The organism is Dactylosporangium siamense (genome assembly GCF_016862795.1).
Taxonomy (GTDB): Bacteria; Actinomycetota; Actinomycetes; order Mycobacteriales; family Micromonosporaceae; genus Dactylosporangium; species Dactylosporangium siamense.
In genome coordinates, this window is the sequence record NZ_BONQ01000055.1 from 75,782 (window position 1) to 91,825 (window position 16,044).

Genomic DNA, 16,044 nt, shown 5'->3' on the forward strand with positions numbered 1-16,044 from the left:
GTCCAACACGTACTTTCACACATGTGTGAAACAAGTGTAGCGTCTGAACCATGGAAAATTCCATTTCGGTCGCCGGGCTGGTCAAGCGGTTCGGGCAGACCACAGCGCTGGACGGTCTCGACCTGACCGTCGCGCAGGGCGAGGTCCACGGGTTCCTCGGTCCCAACGGGGCAGGCAAGACCACCACCATCCGGATCCTGCTCGGGCTGCAGCGCGCCGACGGCGGGACCGTGCGCCTGCTGGACGGCGACCCGTGGCACGACGCCGTCTCGCTGCACCGCCGCCTGGCCTACGTGCCGGGCGACGTCACGCTCTGGCCCAACCTGTCCGGCGGCGAGGTGATCGACCTGCTCGGCCGGCTCCGCGGCGGCCTGAACCCGGCCCGCCGCAACGAGCTGCTGGAGCGCTTCGACCTCGACCCGCGCAAGAAGGGCCGGGCCTACTCCAAGGGCAACCGGCAGAAGGTCGGGCTCATCGCCGCGCTCGCCTCCGACGTCGAGCTGCTGCTGCTCGACGAGCCGACCTCCGGCCTCGACCCGCTGATGGAGGAGGTGTTCCGGCAGGTCATCGCGGAGGAGAAGGGCCGCGGCCGGACCGTGCTGCTGTCCAGCCACATCCTGTCGGAGGTCGAGGCGCTCTGCGACCGGGTCAGCATCATCCGGCAGGGCCGCACCGTGGAGACCGGGACCCTCACCCAGCTGCGGCACCTGACCCGCACGTTCATCTCGGCCGAGCTGAGCACCCCGCCGAACGGGCTCGCGAGCCTGCCGGGCGTGCACGACCTGCACGTCGAAGCCAACCAGGTGCGCCTGCAGGTGGACTCGGCCCAGCTCGACACCGTGCTGCGGCAGCTGACGTCGCACGGCGTGCGCAGCCTGGTCAGCCAGCCGCCGACGCTGGAGGAGCTGTTCCTGCGCCACTACGAGACGGAGCCGGCCAAGTGACCGCCTTCACCGGCACCGGATCCCTCGCTCGGCTGATCGTGCGCCGCGACCGGGTGCTGCTGCCGATCTGGATGCTGTTCCTGGCCGTGCTGCCGCTGTCCCTCGCCTCCGGCACGGCGACGCTGTACAAGACCGACGCCGAGCGGCAGGGCTACATCGACGACCTCGGCTCCAGCCCACTGCTGCTGCTCTTCTACGGCACGAAGCCCACCGACCCGAACCTCGGCGCACTGATCTTCTGGCGGTCCGCCACCGGCATGGTGATCATGGCGCTGATCGGGGTGCTGTTCGTCATCCGGCACACCCGGGTCGAAGAAGAGGCCGGGCGCCGCGAGCTGCTCGGCGCCACCGTGGTCGGCCGGCACGCCGCCGTCGCCGCGGCCCTCGTCACCATGGCCGGCGCGAGCCTGATCGTCGGGGTGCTCGTCGCGCTCGGCATGATGAGCCAGGACACCCCGGCCGCGGGGGCCTTCGCCATGGGCCTGGCCTGGGCTGCCGCCGGCATCCTGTTCGGCGCCATCGGCGCGGTGACCGCGCAGCTCAGCGAGGGCGCCGGCGCGGCCAGGGGCATCGGCATCGCGGCGCTCGGCGTGGCGTTCGGGCTGCGCGGCGCCGGCGACGTCACCACCGGCCTGTCCTGGCTGACCTGGGTCTCGCCGCTCGGCTGGATCTACAACGTGCACGCCTATGCGGGCGACCACTGGTGGGTGTTCGGCGTGATCGCCGTCGCCACCGCGGCGGTCACCGTGCTCGCGCTGCGCCTGTCCGCGCGCCGCGACGTCGGCGCCGGGCTGCTGCCGCCGCGCCTCGGCCCGGCGTCCGCCGCCCCGAGCCTGTCCAGCCCCCTGGCCCTCGCGTGGCGGCTGCACCGCGGGTCGCTCTACGGCTGGCTCGTGGGCCTCGGCGTCGTCGGCGGGCTGCTGTTCGGCGGGGTCGCCAAGACCTCGGCCGACCTCCTCGCGGACAACGAGGAGCTCACCCAGATCATGCAACGCATCGGCGGCCGGTCCGGCGCGGCCGACGTGTTCCTCGCCGGCACGCTCGGCCTCGGCGCCATCGCCGTCGCCGCCTACGGGATCTCCGCCGCGCTGCGGATGCGCACCGAGGAGGCCGCGCTGCGCAGCGAGGCGCTGCTGGCCACCGGGGTGAGCCGGCTGCGGTGGGCCGCCAGCCACCTGGTCTTCGCGTTCCTCGGCCCGACCGTCGTCATGCTCGTCACCGGTCTCGCCGCGGGGCTGTTCTACGGCGCGACCACCGGCGACATCGGCCGTGAGGTTCCCCGGGTGCTGGGCGGTGCGCTGGTGCAGCTGCCCGCGATCTGGGTCCTCGCGGCGCTCACCGTGGCCGTCTTCGGGCTGACGCCGCGGCGGGCACCGGCGATCGGCTGGGCGGCGCTGTCGGTGTGCGTGGTCCTGGGCCAGATCGGCGCGGCGTTGCAGCTGAGCCAGGCGTTGCTGGACGTGTCCCCGTTCACCCACATCCCGCGCGTCCCGGGCGGGCCGGTGACCGTGGTGCCGCTGCTGGTCCTCACCGTCATCGCCATCGTCCTGGTGGTCGCCGGTCTGGCCGGCTTCCGCCGGCGCAGCGTCCCGGTCACGTAACGGTGACCCAGGTCGCCGGGACCGCGAACGTGACGGTCGCCGGGACCGCGCGCCGTGACGGTCGCCGGGACCACGAGCCGTGACGGGTTGCTGGGACGGCGTCCCACGGACCAAGCTGACGACGACGAGTTCCTCGACCAACGACGGTGAGGCAACGATGGACGCGACCCGCACGGCCTACCGGACCTGCCCGCTGTGCGAGGCCGTCTGCGGTCTCGAGCTCACCGTCACCGGGGACAGGATCACCGCGGCCCGCGGCGATCGCGACCACGTCCTCAGCGCCGGCTTCATCTGCCCGAAGGGCGCGACGTTCGGGCAGCTGGTGCACGACCCGGACCGGCTGCGCCGGCCGTTGCTGCGCGGCGCCGACGGCGAGCACCACGAGGTCACCTGGGACGAGGCGTTCGCCGCGGTCGAGGCCGGGCTGACCGGCGTGGTCACCCGGCACGGCCGGGACGCCGTCGCCGTCTACCTGGGCAACCCCAATGTGCACACGATGGCGGGGCCGCTCTACGGCGGCCCCCTCGTCAAGGCCGTCGGCAGCCGCAACGTGTTCTCCGCCAGCACCGTCGACCAGATGCCCAAACACGTCTCGTGCGGTTACCTGTACGGCAACCCCGACGCGATCCCGGTGCCCGACGTCGACCGCACGGACCTGATCGTCCTGATCGGCGCCAACCCCCTGGAGTCCAACGGCAGCCTGTGCACCGCCCCGGACTTCCCGGGCCGGCTCGCCGCCGTCCAGGCCCGCGGCGGGCGGATCGTGGTGATCGACCCGCGGCGGACCCGCACCGCCGCCATCGCCGACGAACACGTCTTCATCCGGCCGGGCGGCGACGCGCTGCTGCTCTTCGGGCTCGTCCACACCCTGTTCGACGAGCAGCTCGTCGCGCTGGACCACCTCGACGGGCACGTCCGCGGCGTCGATGCGGTCGCGGTCCTCGCCAAGGACTTCACGCCCGAGCAGGTCGGCGCGGCGTGCGGGGTGCCGGCCGCCGACATCCGCCGGCTCGCCCGGGAGCTCGCGGCCGCACCCGCCGCCGCGGTCTACGGGCGGATCGGCACCTGCGCCGTGGAGTTCGGCACCCTGACCAGCTGGTTGGTCGACGTCGTCAACGTGCTCACCGGCAACCTGGACCGGCCCGGCGGGGTCATGTTCCCCCTCGCCCCGCACGCCCGCCCGGCCGCCGCACCGGGCGGTAAGGGGTTCCGCGTCGGGCGGTGGACCAGCCGGGTGCGCGGCCTGCCGGAGGTCAAGGGCGAGCTGCCGGTCGCCACCCTCGCCGACGAGATCACCACCCCCGGCGACGGGCAGGTCCGGGCCCTCGTCACCGTCGCCGGCAACCCGGTGCTGTCCACGCCCAACAGCGGCCGGCTCGACGAGGCCCTGACCGGGCTCGAGTTCATGGTCAGCGTCGACCCGTATCTCAACGAGACCACCCGGCACGCCGACGTGATCCTGCCGCCGACCGACCCCGCCCGCGTCGGCCACTACGACTTCGCGTTCCTGACCCTGGTCGTGCACAACATGGCCGCCTACTCCCCGCCCGTGCTGCCGAAGGACCCCGGCGGCATGGACGAGAGCGACATCCTGGCCCGCCTCACCCTCATCGCCGCCGGGCAGCGCTTCGAGGATGTCGCCGTCGGCCACGAGCTTCTGCTGACCCAGGTGCTGCAGCGGGCCGCCACCGACCCGGACTCCCCCGTCGCCGGCCGGACCGCGGCCGACCTGCGGGCCCTCGTCGACGGCGACGGGCCGGCCGAGCGGCTCCTGGACGCCCGGCTGCGGCTCGGCGCCTACGGCGACGGCTTCGGCGCCGACCCCGACGGGCTGACGCTGCGCAAGCTCCTCGACCACCCGCACGGCCTGGACCTCGGGCCGCTGCGCCCGCGCATCCCCGAGGTGCTGCGCACCCCCAGCGGGCAGGTCGAGCTGTGCGCCGAACCCGTCGCCGCCGACGTCGCCCGGCTGCGGGCCGCCCTCGACCGGCCCAGCGACGGCCTGGTCCTCGTCGGCCGGCGGCACCTGCGCTCCAACAACAGCTGGATGCACAACGTGCCGGCACTGATGAAGGGCCGCGACCGGTGCACGCTGCAGGTCCACCCGAGCGACGCGGCGGCGCTGCACCTCGCCGACGGTGGCCGGGCGACCGTCGCCTCCCGGGTCGGCACGCTCACCGTGGCCGTCGAGATCACCGACACGGTGATGCCTGGCGTGGTGAGCCTCCCGCACGGCTGGGGTCACGACGCGCCGGGCACCCGGACGACGGTCGCGGCCGCCCGTCCCGGCGTCAACAGCAACATCCTCACCGACGACCGGGCCATCGACCCGCTGTCGGGCAACAGCGTCCTCAACGGCATCCCGGTGACCGTCGTTCCGACCACCTGACCGCCGGCTTCACGCCCCGGAGGGCAGCTCCAGCGCGAGGTGGGTGCCGCTGCCGGACGGGCTGTCGACGTGCAGCAGGCCGCCGAGCACGGCCGCCCGCGCGGCGAGCGTGACGATGCCGCCACCCAGGACCGGTCCGGCCCCGCCGGCGCCGTCGTCGGCGACCACGACCTGCACGGTCGGCCCGTGCCGGCGCACCGTGACGGTCGCCTGCCGCGCACCGGCGTGCCCGACCACGTTGCCGAGCGCCTCGCAGATCGTCGCGTACGCCGTCGAGGCCACCGCCGGGGCGAGCGGCAGCTCCTCCACGTCCACGAGCACCGGCAACGGCATGACCGCGGCGAGCCGGTGCACCGCCGGGCCGAGCGCGAACTGCGCCGGTGTCCCCGGCCCCGCGGCGAGGGCCACGTCGCACAGGGACCGCAGGGTGTTGCGCAGTTCGGACTCGCGTTCACGGCGCGCGGCTGCCGCGTCGGATCCCAGGTTGATCTTCCCCACGGCTACACCCTTCCATGATCCGGTTGCGCGCTCGCACCGGCATCCGCACGCCTCAAGGAGCGCACCCCCGGCCGTCCGCGTTACGGGCCGGAGGTCCCTTCGACGGGGGTCGTTGCGCACTGATCCGCGGTGCGGGCCGGGCGGCAGCCTGAGGGCACCACCCCACGACCCCGGAGGCCACCATGAAACGCAAGACCCTCGACATCCTGTTCGGTCTCGGCGGCGTCGTCCTCGCCGGGCTCCTGCTCATCGCCGGCATCGTGCTCACCAGCAACGCGGACTTCGCCAACGACTACGTCCGAAGCCAGCTCGCCCAGCAGCAGATCTCCTTCAAACCCGCGGCCACCATGACCGCCGAGGAGCAGCGGTCGGCGTGCCTGGTCAGGTACGCCGGGCAGCAGCTGACCACCGGCAAGCAGGCCGAGTGCTACGCCAACGAGTTCATCGGCCTGCACCTCAAGTCCATCGCCGGCGGCAAGACCTACGCCCAGCTCGGCGACGTCCAGACCGACCTGCGCGCGAAGATCGCCGCCCTACCCAAGGACGACCCCGCCGTGGCCGGCCTGCAGCAGCAGCTCACCGACGCCACCACCGCCCGGGAGACCGTCTTCAAGGGCGAGACGCTGCGCGGGCTGCTGCTCACCTCCTACGGCTTCAGCGAGTTCGGCGCGAAGGCCGGGCAGGCGGCGCTCGTCGCGTACCTCGCCGCGGGCCTGCTCCTGCTGCTCGGCGCGGCCGGCCTCGTCCACGCCGCGATCACCCCGGCCACCAGGGGCTTCGCGGTCCCCGAGACCACCGGCCTCGTGACCGCCTGACCCTTCCCATGTGGGTCCCGGCGCGCGACCGTGGAGTGGACAGCCCGTCATGCCGCGAAGGAGGCCGTCATGACCAACATCCATCGGCCGGTGATCGTGGGCATCGACGGCTCGCCGGCCGCGTTCGGCGCGGTCCGCTGGGCCGCCGACGCCGCGGTGCGCCTCGGCCGACCGCTGCGCATCACGCACGCCCTCGGGGTCCCCGGCCCGCTCCAGGAGACGTTCGACGATCAGGGTTTGGTGCTGGAGACCGCGATGGAGGCCCGCCGCTGGTGCCCGGGCCTGCCGGTGACGACCTCGACCTGGCACGGCCAGCCGGAGCAGGTGCTGTGCGAACAGTCCCGGCAGGCCGACCTCGTCGTCGTCGGCAGCCACGGCCACGGCGGGTTCCACACGCTGGTCGCCGGCTCCGTCGGCGTCCACCTGGCCGGTGACGCGCACTGCCCGGTCCTGGTGGTGCACCACGCCGAGCGCTGGGCCGGCCCGGAGAGCGTCCTGCCGTCGCACCGGCCGGTCGTCGTCGGCGCCGACGGGTCCCTCGGCGGCCAGCAGGCGCTCGAACTGGCGTTCCGGGAGGCGTCCGCGCGCAAGGTCCCGCTGGTCGCGGTCCGGGCGTGGCAGAGCCCGGCGACCCGGCTCGCCCGGCGGACCGACCCGGCCCGGGTCGCCGCCGACCTCGCCGCCGACCTCGAACCCCTGCGGGCCAAGGACCCGGCCGTGCAGCTGATCGCCAGAGTCGTCCACGGCGCGCCGGTGCAGGCGCTGCTGGACGAGGCACGCGACGCGCTGATGGTCGTGCTCGGCGGCAGCGCCCAGGCGGGATTCGGCGGTCCCCGGCTCGGCCCGGTCACCGCCCACGTCCTCGAACACGCCGACATCCCGGTGCTCGTCGTTCGGCACAGCTGACCCGCCCCGGCACCCCGTCATCACCGAAGTCGAACGGCGCGGGTCCGAGGTCCCGAACCGCCGGGACCTTGGGCCCGACATCGCCCGTTCGGCTTGGCGGCGGTGGCGGGCTCCAGTAAGAAGGAACCTATGATTCGGGTTTACCTGCTCGACGACCACGAGGTCGTCCGCTTCGGGCTCCGGGAGATGCTGGAGCGCGAGGGCGACATCGAGGTCGTCGGCGAGTCGGGATCCGCCGTGGACGCCACCCACCGCATCCCGGCGCTGCGGCCCGACGTCGCCGTCCTCGACGGCCGGCTGCCCGACGGCAGCGGCATCGACGTCTGCCGCGACGTCCGGTCCGTCGACCCGTCCATCAAGGCGCTGATCCTGACGTCGTACGACGACGACGAGGCGCTGTTCGCCGCCATCATGGCCGGCGCGTCCGGCTACGTGCTCAAGCAGATCCACGGCACCGACCTCGTCGACGCGATCCGCCGCGTCGCCGCCGGCCAGTCGCTGCTGGACCCGGCGGTCACCGCCCGCGTCCTGGACCGCATCCGCAAGGGTCCCGAGCAGCCCGACGAGCTCAAGGACCTCACCGAGCAGGAGCGCAAGATCCTGCTGCTCGTCGCCGAGGGCCTGACGAACCGGGAGATCGCCGAGCGGATGTTCCTGGCCGAGAAGACCGTCAAGAACTACGTCTCCAGCCTCCTGGCCAAGCTCGGCCTGGAGCGGCGCACCCAGGCCGCCGTCCTCGCGTCCCGCCTGCTCAACAAGCGCTGAAACCGCATACGATCACGTCGTGACCGACGATCAGGCCGACTGGCAACCGTCGCTGCCGCTGCCGTCGCTGTCCCGGGTCGACCTCGACGCGCTGCTGCAGGAGCTGCTCGCCCGGGTCGGCGCGGTCATGACCAGCCGGGAGCGGCTGCGGGCGCTGCTGGACGCGGTCGTCGGGATCGGCTCCGACCTCGACCTGCACAGCACCCTCGAACGCATCGTGCAGGCCGCGTGCCGGCTCGCCGACGCGCGCTACGGGGCGCTGGGCGTGATCGGCCCCGACCGGATGCTCATCGAGTTCATCAACCACGGCGTCACCGCCCAGGAGCGGGCCGACATCGGCGACCTGCCGCGCGGCCACGGGGTGCTCGGGCTGCTCATCGAGGAGCCCCGACCGATCCGGCTGCATGACATCACGCAGCATCCCCGCGCGTACGGGTTCCCGCCCAACCACCCGCCGATGCACAGCTTCCTGGGCGTCCCGGTGCGCATCCGCGACCAGGTGTTCGGCAACCTGTACCTGGCCGAGAAGTCCGGTGGCGAGCAGTTCACCCAGGACGACGAGGACCTCGTCTCCGCGCTGTCCGTCGCGGCCGGCGCGGCGATCGACAACGCCCGCCTCTACGCCCAGGCCGAGCGGCGGCAGCGCTGGCTGATGGCCGCCGCCGAGATCACCTCGGTGCTGCTCGGCGAGGTCCGCCGCACCGAGGCGCTGGAATTCGTCGCGACCCGGGCCCGCGACGTGGCCGGCGCCGACCTGGCCATGGTCCTGCTGGCCGACGAAACCGGCGGCAACACGAGCGGTGGGCGCCTGACGGTCGAGGTGTCCGTCGGCGGGCCCGGCGACGCCGCCGGCTGGTCGGTCGCCGTCGACGGCAGCGAGTTCACCGAGGTGCTCGGCCGCCAGCAGCTGTCCGTGGTCACCGACCTCGCGACGGCGGCGGACTGGCCGGCCCCGCTGTCGACCGGCACGGCCCTGCTCGTCCCGCTCGCCGTCGGCGGCGTCGCGCTCGGCGTGCTCGTGGTCGCGTACCGCAAAGACAGCGTCCCGATCGCCGAGGGCCTCGAACTGGCGATGGTGGAGACCTTCGCCGGGCAGGCGGCCCTGGCCCTGGAGCGGGCCCGCGCGCAGGACGAGCGGGAGATGCTCGCCGTCGTCGGCGACCGCGAACGCATCGCCCGCGACCTGCACGACGTCGTCATCCAGCGGCTGTTCGCGGCCGGGATGCAGCTGCAGGGCGCGACCAGGCTGTCCGGCCAGCCCGACGTGCAGACCCGCATCGAACGGGTCGTCAACGACCTCGACACCACCATCCGCGACATCCGCGGCGCCATCTTCGAACTGCGCGGCCCGGCCCAGCACAGCTTCCGCACCGAGATCCGCGACCTCGTCGACGAGGCCCGCGAGCCGCTCGGCTTCCGGCCCGCGCTGCGCATCGACGGTCCGGTCGACACCGCCGTGCCGGACGCGCAGCGCACCGCCCTGCTCGCAGTGCTCCGCGAGGCGCTGAGCAACGTCGCCAAGCACGCCCAGGCCGGGGCCGTGACCATCACTGTCGCGATCGTGCAGGGCCGGCTGTCGCTGGCGGTCCGCGACGACGGGCGCGGCATCGCGGCCGCCGCCGGGCCGTCCGGTCAGGGGCTGCCGAACATGCGGGCCCGGGCCGTCGACCTCGACGGCGTCTGCACCGTGGAGTCCAGCACCGCCGGCACCGTCGTCAGCTGGAACGTCCCGCTGTGAACGCCCGGGTCGACCGTCAGCCGGCGCGTCCCGCTGTGAACGCCCGGGTCGACCGTCAGCCGGCGCGTCCCGCGGTGAGTGCCGGGTCGACCTCCATGACGTCGGCCACGGGCCGACGGTTCGTGGCGCCGGTGGCGGGCGCGTAGCCGAAGCGCAGCACGAGCTGCGGGTCGAACAGGCGGTGCACGGCGCGCCGCAGCTGCTCCCGCACCGCCGGCACCTCGATCGGCTGGGAGTACATCGCCGTGGACAGCCCGAGGTCGGCGGCGAGCAGCAGCAGGTGCTGCAGCACCAGCCCGGCCCGCACCTCGTCGGCGGCGTGGTCGCCATGGACCCCGAACACGGCGACCGCCGGACTCCGCGTCGGATCATGGGTGACGGCCAGGTCCGGGCCGCCGAAGTCGCGGCGGGGCATCAGCTCCTCCGGGTGCGGGGCGGCACCGGCCGCCGACCGGCCGACACCCTCGACGGCCAGGTCCGCGGACCGGCTCCAGGCACGCAGCTCGGCCACGTAGCGGGGATCCGCGGCCAGCCGCGCGTCGGCCTGGCGGGTGAGCGACGCCAGCACGGCCAGCGTCGCCTCATCCCCGGCGAAGTCCAGCCAGCCGCCGCCGGCCGCCACCGCCTCCGCCAGCCTGGCCAGCACGCCGGGGTCGACGCGGGCCTGGACGAACGGCGCGCGGTTCGTGTGGCGGAGCGGGATCTGGCGGTGCAGACGGCGCTCCAGCGGGGTGGCCGCCCTCGCCTCGTCCGGGGCCAGGCGCACCACGCCGGGGCCGGCCGCGCAGGCGGCCGGCCGGCCGGTGACCGCGAGCGCCAGGGCCAGGTTGGTGGCGGCGGCGCCGCACGACACCCGCGCCGCCCGGCCGTCCGGGTCACAGACCGGCAGCACCCGGTCCCGGTCGACCCGCACCTCGATGCCGTGCACGGTGCGGCGGAACCGCCACGGCTGGCTGTTGTGGATCGACGGCGCCAGCACCGCCTCGCCGACCGCCGCGGCGAACGTGTCCTGATCCCAGGTCCCGGTGGCTGTCATGCCTTCCACGCTTCCCCCGCGGTCCCGGCGCCGGACAGGGCCGAAGGTCCCTCATGCCGGGGTCGCGATGCGGGCCAGCAGGAGCCCGGCGACGATGAGCGAGACGGCGAGGAGCCGCAGGGCGGACATCGGGTCATGGTGGACGACGACGCCCAGGACGATGGCACCGATGGCACCGATGCCGGTGAACACGGCGTAGGCGGTGCCGACCGGCAACGTCTGCATCGCCCGGGACAGCAGGTAGACCGCGCCGACGCCGAGGACCACGCACAGTGCGGTCGGGCCGGGCCGGGTGAAGTTCTGGGTCGGCTTGATGCTCTGCGACCACGCGATCTCCACCAGCCCCGCCAGGCACAGGATCACCCAGCTCATGCCGCCACCTCCGCTACGCTCCGGCGTCGGCCTGAGCCAATGCTGAGCCCATGATTCGCGGCGCCTCCGCTGCGCTCCGGCCCGCTCATACCGCCACCGCTGCGAGGGCGGCCGCGTAGGACTCCTCGTGCGCCGGGCGGGCATCGGACAGCCAGGGGTCGACGAGGGCGTTGGTCAGCTCCACGGCGATCACGGTCACGTCCTGGACGCCGAAGTGCCCGGCGAAGAAGTCGCGCAGGTAGCGCTCCTGATGGTCCACGGGTTCGCGCGGGGTGCCGGGCGCGTAGGTGCCGCCGCGCGCCGCGGCGACGACGACCCGGACGTCGAGGCGGGCCCGCGGGAACGTGACCTGGTCGATCCACGCCTTGAGGCAGGCCGGCACGCCGTAGTTGTACATCGGCACGCCGATCAGCAGCTCGTCGGCGCTGAGCAGCTCGGCCAGCAGCGGCTCGACGACCGCCCAGGCGGCCCGCTGCGCCGGCGTCCGCACCCCTTCCGGCAGCCGCCGGGGGTCGGTGATGCCGTTGGCGAGCGCGTGGTCGCAGATCTCGGTCCACGCCTCGTCGATGAACGGCACGGGCGCCGCCACCAGGTCGCGGTAGGTGTACCGGCCGTCGGGGTGCCCGGCCCGCCAGGCCCCGGCATACCGGGCGCTGAGCGTGCGGGAGTGCCCGTTGCGGCGGGCGCTGGCATCGAGGTGCAGCAGGTGCGGCTTCGTCACGCCGCAACACTAGCGCCGAAGTGGACACCATGTCCACTTCGCCGACGGTACCGTGGGCGCATGGCGGTCGAGCGGACGGACGCGGCCCGCAACCGGGCCCGGGTCCTCGCCGCGGCGCAGGAGCTGTTCGCCACCAGGGGCGCGGATCAGGTCACCATGGACGACATCGCGCAGGCGGCCGGCGTCGGGCGGGCGACGCTGTACCGCCGCTATCCCGACCGTGCCTCGATCGCCGTGGCGCTGCTCGACGAGCACGAGCGGGCGCTGCAGGCCAGGATGCTGTCCGGACCGCCACCGCTGGGGCCCGGCGCCCCGCCGGCCGAGCGGCTCACGGCGTTCTACGCGGCACTGGTGGACCTCCTGGAGCAGCACGTGCACCTGGTGCTCGGCACCGAGATCGGCCAGTCGCGCTACCGGACCGGCGCCTACGGGTTCTGGCGCGCGCACGTGCTGTCGCTGCTGCGCGAGGCGGGCACACCGCGGCCCGAGGTGCTCGCCGACGTGCTGCTCGCCCCCCTCGCTCCCGACCTGTACCGCTACCAGCGCGAGGTGCTCGAACACCCGCCCGCGCAGATCCGCGAGACGCTCGGCGACCTCGCCCGCCGGGTGCTTTAGCGCCTGTCCTCGCCCCGCAGGATCGTCAGCACGGCCGGCTCGTCGTTGCGGGTCACCCGCAGCGTGTGCAGCGATGTCGTGCCCGGCCACACCACCTTGGCCCGGCCCACCACCACCTGGGGCAGCGAGAGGTGGCTCGGCTTGGGCAGCAGGCTCTTCACGTTGCCGGCCAGGATGTTCACCAGCTCGCCGAGGGCGTCGGCGCAGTCGTCGGCGTTCGCGCCCACCGGGTCGATGTCGAGCATCGCGCCGGCCATCTGACCCGCCGCCGGCAGCCCGCACCGGATCACGGCCAGGCCGTTCCACGCGCCGGCGACACCGACGCTCGCAGTGACGTCCGCGGTGTCCGGCATCGGCTCCGGACTGCCCTCGACCTCCGGCGTGCAGTGCAGGTAGGCCGTCCAGACCTGCCACACGATGCCGCGCAGGTCGTCCTCGGACAGGGACGTCTCCGGATCCACCGAAACCCCTCTCGGCCCGGGCCCGCCGTCCCACCCCGGTTGCCAATCGACCGGCGCGGGCCCGGGTTGAGCAACTCCGGGCCTTTCGGCCCGGTGGATCCGGGAGCTTCGGCACCGGCGTACCCCCGCCGGCGCCGACAACACTGAGGTCGTCAAGGAAACCGACTGGAGGCCCACAATGAGCGCCGTGCCCGTCCACCACACCCCTGCCAGCCACCTCGAACGCGTCGAAGCCCCGGGCGCCATGCTCACCCGGACCGCCGCGAAGGGCCTCGCGGTCCTGCGCCTCGCGACCGGCGCGGTGTTCCTGTGGGCGTTCCTGGACAAGACCTTCGGCCTCGGGTATTCGACGCCGTCGGCGAAGGCGTGGATCCACGGCGGGTCACCCACCAAGGGCTTCCTCAGCTCGGTCGACGTCGGCCCGCTCCAGTCCGCGTTCCACGCCATGGCCGGCACCTGGTGGGCGAACTGGCTCTTCATGCTCGGCATGCTCGGCGTCGGCCTGGCCCTGATCGCCGGGGTCGGCCTGCGCGCCGCGGCCGCGTCGGGCGCGCTCATCATGGGTCTGATGTGGTTCGCCGAGTTCCCGATCGCGCAGCACACCGCGACCGGCGCGGCGAGCGGCTCCACCAACCCGCTGACCGACTACCACCTGATCTACGCGGTCGTGCTGGTGGTCCTCGCCGCGGCGTACGCCGGGCACACCTGGGGCCTCGGCCGCCGCTGGGCCAAGCTGCCCTTCGTCCAGCGCCACCGCTGGCTCATCTGACCACATCGCAGGCCGCGGGCCCGGGACCATCCGTCCCGGGCCCGCGGCGGTGCATACTCGCCCCATGCGAGGTCGTAACTGGCAGCCCACCGAGCGGACCGGCGGCCCCATCGACGAGGTCTTCGACAACCTCCGCCAGAACATCCCGCATCTGCTGATCGAACGACTGGATGTCACGCATCCCAGCGACGACGACAACGTCTACTTCCTCGGCGTCTCACCCCGGCCCGACCTGGTGCAGATCGACACCGCACCCCACGGACAGCCACCGTTCATCATCGAGGCCGACCAGCGGATCGTCACGGACGACCCACTGCACGCGGCCACCACGACGCGGGCCTGGCTCGACCAACTCACGGCGTAGATCACGAAACTGGCACCGCCGCACTACGGTCGCTCGCCGAACTGCTCGACCTTCTTCGTCGGGCCCGACACGATCAGGGTGTCGCCGCGCTCGATGACGGTGTCCGGCAGGGCCGTCTCGGCCTCCTTGCCGGCGCGTTTGACCGCGACCACGGTGACGCCGTGCCTGGTCCGCAGGCCCAGCTGGGTCAGGGTCCGGCCGATCAGCTCGTCGGGCGGGCAGACCTTCGCGATCGCATAGCCGTCGTCGAGCTCGATGAAGTCCAGCAGCTGGCCGGTGACCAGGTGGGCGACGCGGACGCCCATGTCGGACTCGGGGAAGACGACGTGGCGGGCGCCGACGCGCTCCAGGATGCGGCCGTGCTTGGCGGAGATCGCCTTGGCCCAGATCTCGCCGACGCCGAGCTCGGTGAGCGCCAGCACGGTCAGGACGCTGGCCTCGATGTCGGTGCCGATGCCCACAACGGCGCGGTTGAACTCGGTGACGCCGATCTGGCGCAGCGCCTCCTCGTCGGTCGAGTCGGCCTGCACGACGTGGGTGAGCACGTCGGAGAGCTTCTGGACGATCTCGGCGTTCTCGTCGATGCCGAGGACCTCGTGGCCGAGCTCGGTCAGGGACTCGGCGACCTGCCCGCCGAAGCGGCCGAGGCCGATCACCACCACACCGCTCTTGGTCATCGTTGCTCCTGCCGGAAAGGTCACCCGATGATCGGTCGCTCCTCGGGCCTGCGGTAGCGCAGCTTCCGGTGTCGCAGGGCGATCGCGGAGGCCACCGTGATGGTACCGACCCTGCCGATGAACATCAGCGCGACGAGCGCCAGCTGGCCCGACGCCGGCAGGGAGCCGGTGATGCCGGTCGACAGGCCGGTGGTGGAGAACGCGGCGGTCGCCTCGAAGAGGACCCGGTCGAACGGGAAGTCGGTGACGAGCAGCAGGACCAGCGTCCCGAGCGCGACCGTGCCGACGCCGAGCAGCGCGACGGTGACCGCCTGGCGCACGGCCTGCGCCGGCACGCGGCGGGCGCCGACGTTGACGTCGTCCTCGCCCCGGACCTCGGCCCAGATGACGAACGCGAGCAGGAAGAACGTGGTGACCTTGATACCGCCGGAGGTGCCGGCGCTGCCGCCGCCGATGAACATGAGCACGTTGGTGAGGGCGAGCGTCTCGGGCCGGGCGGCGCCGTAGTCGATGCTGTTGAAGCCGGCGGTGCGGGGGGTGACGCCGCTGAACGTCCCGCCGACGAGGCTCTCCCGCCAGTTGAGCGGGCCGAGCGTGGCCGGGTTGGACCATTCGAAGGCGGTGATCGCGACGGTACCGATGAGCAGCAGGATCACCGATCCCCACACGGTGAGCCGGGTGTGGATCGACCAGTACCGTGGCTTGCGCCACTCCCGGTACAGCTCCAGCATCACGGGGAAGCCGAGGCCGCCGAGGATGACGGCGACCGCCACGGTGCCGCAGATCCACGGGTCGCCGACGAATCCCATGAAGCTGTCGGAGTACAGCGAGAAGCCGGCGTTGTTGAACGCGCTGACCGCGTGGAACACCCCGTGCCACAGGGCGGTGCCGAACGAGTCGTCGTAGGCGATGCGGAACCTGGTGGTCAGCACGGCCGCGACGACCAGCTCGAAGCCCACCATCATGGCGAGGACCCGCAGCAGCAGCGCCCGCACCTCGCCGAGGTTCAGCGACCGGGTCTCGGCCTGCGCGACGAGCCGGGTGCGCAGGGCCAGCCGGCGGGACACCATCAGGCCCAGGACGGTCGCGAACGTCATGATGCCGAACCCGCCGACCTGGATGAGGCCGAGGATGATGCCCTGGCCGGCCGGGGACCAGTACGTCGCGGGGTCGACCGTGCTCATGCCGGTGATGAACACCGACGAGGCGGCGGTGAACAACGCGACCAGCGGCGGGGCCGGCTCGCCGGTGGCGCGGGCGGCCGGGAGCATGAGCAGACCGGTGCCGACCAGCAGCGCGGCGAGGAACGCCGCCGGCAGCAGTCGGGTGGGGTGCCGCAGGGCACGCAACATGCGGAAGATCCTAAGGCCCGT

General features: G+C 73.3%; 17 protein-coding genes. 10 read left to right on the forward strand and 7 right to left on the reverse strand.

What is annotated here, in order from left to right:
* The first annotated feature begins 50 nt into the window (after nt 1-50).
* The 3 genes from Dsi01nite_RS18870 to Dsi01nite_RS18880 all read left to right on the forward strand — a co-directional run bounded on the left by Dsi01nite_RS18870 (nt 51) and on the right by Dsi01nite_RS18880 (nt 4,934).
* Complete coding sequence (locus Dsi01nite_RS18870) at nt 51-944, forward strand: ABC transporter ATP-binding protein (RefSeq protein ID WP_203847498.1); 894 nt, start codon at nt 51-53, stop codon at nt 942-944.
* Nucleotides 941-2,545, forward strand: coding sequence for an ABC transporter permease (locus Dsi01nite_RS18875; protein ID WP_203847499.1), 1,605 nt, complete (start codon nt 941-943; stop codon nt 2,543-2,545). The genes Dsi01nite_RS18870 and Dsi01nite_RS18875 overlap by 4 nt, the downstream gene beginning before the upstream one ends.
* Before the next feature lie 157 nt (nt 2,546-2,702).
* Nucleotides 2,703-4,934, forward strand: a complete 2,232-nt coding sequence (locus tag Dsi01nite_RS18880) for a molybdopterin oxidoreductase family protein (protein WP_203847500.1) — start codon at nt 2,703-2,705, stop codon at nt 4,932-4,934.
* Nucleotides 4,935-4,943: 9 nt separating this feature from the next.
* On the opposite strand, the gene Dsi01nite_RS18885 is transcribed toward Dsi01nite_RS18880, so the two are convergent.
* Nucleotides 4,944-5,432, reverse strand: a complete 489-nt coding sequence (locus Dsi01nite_RS18885) for a sensor histidine kinase (protein WP_203847501.1) — start codon at nt 5,430-5,432, stop codon at nt 4,944-4,946.
* A gap of 182 nt (nt 5,433-5,614) precedes the next feature.
* Here Dsi01nite_RS18885 and Dsi01nite_RS18890 point away from each other — a divergent pair, with 182 nt between their 5' ends.
* The 4 genes from Dsi01nite_RS18890 (at nt 5,615) to Dsi01nite_RS18905 (ending at nt 9,656) form a co-directional block, all read left to right on the forward strand.
* Nucleotides 5,615-6,247: a hypothetical protein gene (locus Dsi01nite_RS18890; protein ID WP_203847502.1), complete on the forward strand. Its 633-nt coding sequence runs from the start codon at nt 5,615-5,617 to the stop codon at nt 6,245-6,247.
* Nucleotides 6,248-6,316: 69 nt separating this feature from the next.
* On the forward strand, nt 6,317-7,153 hold the full coding sequence (locus Dsi01nite_RS18895) for a universal stress protein (RefSeq protein WP_203847503.1): 837 nt from the start codon (nt 6,317-6,319) through the stop codon (nt 7,151-7,153).
* A 129-nt stretch (nt 7,154-7,282) separates the two neighbouring features.
* Complete coding sequence (locus Dsi01nite_RS18900; RefSeq protein WP_203847504.1) at nt 7,283-7,918, forward strand: response regulator; 636 nt, start codon at nt 7,283-7,285, stop codon at nt 7,916-7,918.
* A 127-nt stretch (nt 7,919-8,045) separates the two neighbouring features.
* Complete coding sequence (locus Dsi01nite_RS18905) at nt 8,046-9,656, forward strand: sensor histidine kinase (RefSeq protein WP_203847538.1); 1,611 nt, start codon at nt 8,046-8,048, stop codon at nt 9,654-9,656.
* 55 nt (nt 9,657-9,711) lie between these two features.
* Here Dsi01nite_RS18905 and Dsi01nite_RS18910 read toward each other — a convergent pair whose 3' ends face one another.
* From Dsi01nite_RS18910 to Dsi01nite_RS18920, 3 genes are all read right to left on the reverse strand, one after another.
* Nucleotides 9,712-10,692 (reverse strand): Acg family FMN-binding oxidoreductase, encoded by a 981-nt coding sequence (locus Dsi01nite_RS18910; protein ID WP_203847505.1) that lies wholly within the window; start codon nt 10,690-10,692, stop codon nt 9,712-9,714.
* 51 nt (nt 10,693-10,743) lie between these two features.
* Nucleotides 10,744-11,064, reverse strand: coding sequence for a DMT family transporter (locus Dsi01nite_RS18915; RefSeq protein ID WP_203847506.1), 321 nt, complete (start codon nt 11,062-11,064; stop codon nt 10,744-10,746).
* Nucleotides 11,065-11,149: 85 nt separating this feature from the next.
* Complete coding sequence (locus Dsi01nite_RS18920) at nt 11,150-11,785, reverse strand: FMN-dependent NADH-azoreductase (RefSeq protein WP_203847507.1); 636 nt, start codon at nt 11,783-11,785, stop codon at nt 11,150-11,152.
* 60 nt (nt 11,786-11,845) lie between these two features.
* Here Dsi01nite_RS18920 and Dsi01nite_RS18925 point away from each other — a divergent pair, with 60 nt between their 5' ends.
* The gene (locus Dsi01nite_RS18925; RefSeq protein WP_203847508.1) at nt 11,846-12,400 is read left to right on the forward strand and encodes a TetR/AcrR family transcriptional regulator; all 555 of its coding nucleotides are present in this window, start codon (nt 11,846-11,848) and stop codon (nt 12,398-12,400) included.
* Here Dsi01nite_RS18925 and Dsi01nite_RS18930 read toward each other — a convergent pair.
* Nucleotides 12,397-12,861 (reverse strand): chemotaxis protein CheX, encoded by a 465-nt coding sequence (locus tag Dsi01nite_RS18930; RefSeq protein ID WP_203847509.1) that lies wholly within the window; start codon nt 12,859-12,861, stop codon nt 12,397-12,399. The two genes, Dsi01nite_RS18925 and Dsi01nite_RS18930, sit on opposite strands and share 4 nt — an antisense overlap.
* 178 nt (nt 12,862-13,039) lie before the next feature.
* Here Dsi01nite_RS18930 and Dsi01nite_RS18935 point away from each other — a divergent pair, with 178 nt between their 5' ends.
* Both Dsi01nite_RS18935 and Dsi01nite_RS18940 read left to right on the forward strand, forming a co-directional pair.
* The gene (locus Dsi01nite_RS18935; protein WP_203847510.1) at nt 13,040-13,630 is read left to right on the forward strand and encodes a DoxX family membrane protein; all 591 of its coding nucleotides are present in this window, start codon (nt 13,040-13,042) and stop codon (nt 13,628-13,630) included.
* A 64-nt stretch (nt 13,631-13,694) separates the two neighbouring features.
* Nucleotides 13,695-13,994 (forward strand): hypothetical protein, encoded by a 300-nt coding sequence (locus Dsi01nite_RS18940; protein WP_203847511.1) that lies wholly within the window; start codon nt 13,695-13,697, stop codon nt 13,992-13,994.
* 23 nt (nt 13,995-14,017) lie between these two features.
* Here the strand turns inward: Dsi01nite_RS18940 and Dsi01nite_RS18945 are convergent, their stop codons facing one another.
* The gene (locus Dsi01nite_RS18945; protein ID WP_203847512.1) at nt 14,018-14,671 is read right to left on the reverse strand and encodes a potassium channel family protein; all 654 of its coding nucleotides are present in this window, start codon (nt 14,669-14,671) and stop codon (nt 14,018-14,020) included.
* A gap of 20 nt (nt 14,672-14,691) precedes the next feature.
* Complete coding sequence (locus Dsi01nite_RS18950) at nt 14,692-16,023, reverse strand: TrkH family potassium uptake protein (RefSeq protein WP_203847513.1); 1,332 nt, start codon at nt 16,021-16,023, stop codon at nt 14,692-14,694.
* Nucleotides 16,024-16,044: the final 21 nt, after the last annotated feature.

Bases quoted from the DNA above. Each gene is read 5' to 3' on its own strand.
- Dsi01nite_RS18905 (WP_203847538.1), top strand. From the start codon at position 8,046: ATGACCAGCCGGGAGCGGCTGCGGGCGCTGCTGGACGCGGTCGTCGGG.
- Dsi01nite_RS18870 (WP_203847498.1), top strand. From the start codon at position 51: ATGGAAAATTCCATTTCGGTCGCCGGGCTGGTCAAGCGGTTCGGGCAG.
- Dsi01nite_RS18895 (WP_203847503.1), top strand. From the start codon at position 6,317: ATGACCAACATCCATCGGCCGGTGATCGTGGGCATCGACGGCTCGCCG.
- Dsi01nite_RS18890 (WP_203847502.1), top strand. From the start codon at position 5,615: ATGAAACGCAAGACCCTCGACATCCTGTTCGGTCTCGGCGGCGTCGTC.
- Dsi01nite_RS18910 (WP_203847505.1), bottom strand. From the start codon at position 10,692: ATGACAGCCACCGGGACCTGGGATCAGGACACGTTCGCCGCGGCGGTC.
- Dsi01nite_RS18915 (WP_203847506.1), bottom strand. From the start codon at position 11,064: ATGAGCTGGGTGATCCTGTGCCTGGCGGGGCTGGTGGAGATCGCGTGG.
- Dsi01nite_RS18880 (WP_203847500.1), top strand. From the start codon at position 2,703: ATGGACGCGACCCGCACGGCCTACCGGACCTGCCCGCTGTGCGAGGCC.
- Dsi01nite_RS18940 (WP_203847511.1), top strand. From the start codon at position 13,695: ATGCGAGGTCGTAACTGGCAGCCCACCGAGCGGACCGGCGGCCCCATC.
- Dsi01nite_RS18935 (WP_203847510.1), top strand. From the start codon at position 13,040: ATGAGCGCCGTGCCCGTCCACCACACCCCTGCCAGCCACCTCGAACGC.
- Dsi01nite_RS18945 (WP_203847512.1), bottom strand. From the start codon at position 14,671: ATGACCAAGAGCGGTGTGGTGGTGATCGGCCTCGGCCGCTTCGGCGGG.
- Dsi01nite_RS18925 (WP_203847508.1), top strand. From the start codon at position 11,846: ATGGCGGTCGAGCGGACGGACGCGGCCCGCAACCGGGCCCGGGTCCTC.
- Dsi01nite_RS18900 (WP_203847504.1), top strand. From the start codon at position 7,283: ATGATTCGGGTTTACCTGCTCGACGACCACGAGGTCGTCCGCTTCGGG.
- Dsi01nite_RS18950 (WP_203847513.1), bottom strand. From the start codon at position 16,023: ATGTTGCGTGCCCTGCGGCACCCCACCCGACTGCTGCCGGCGGCGTTC.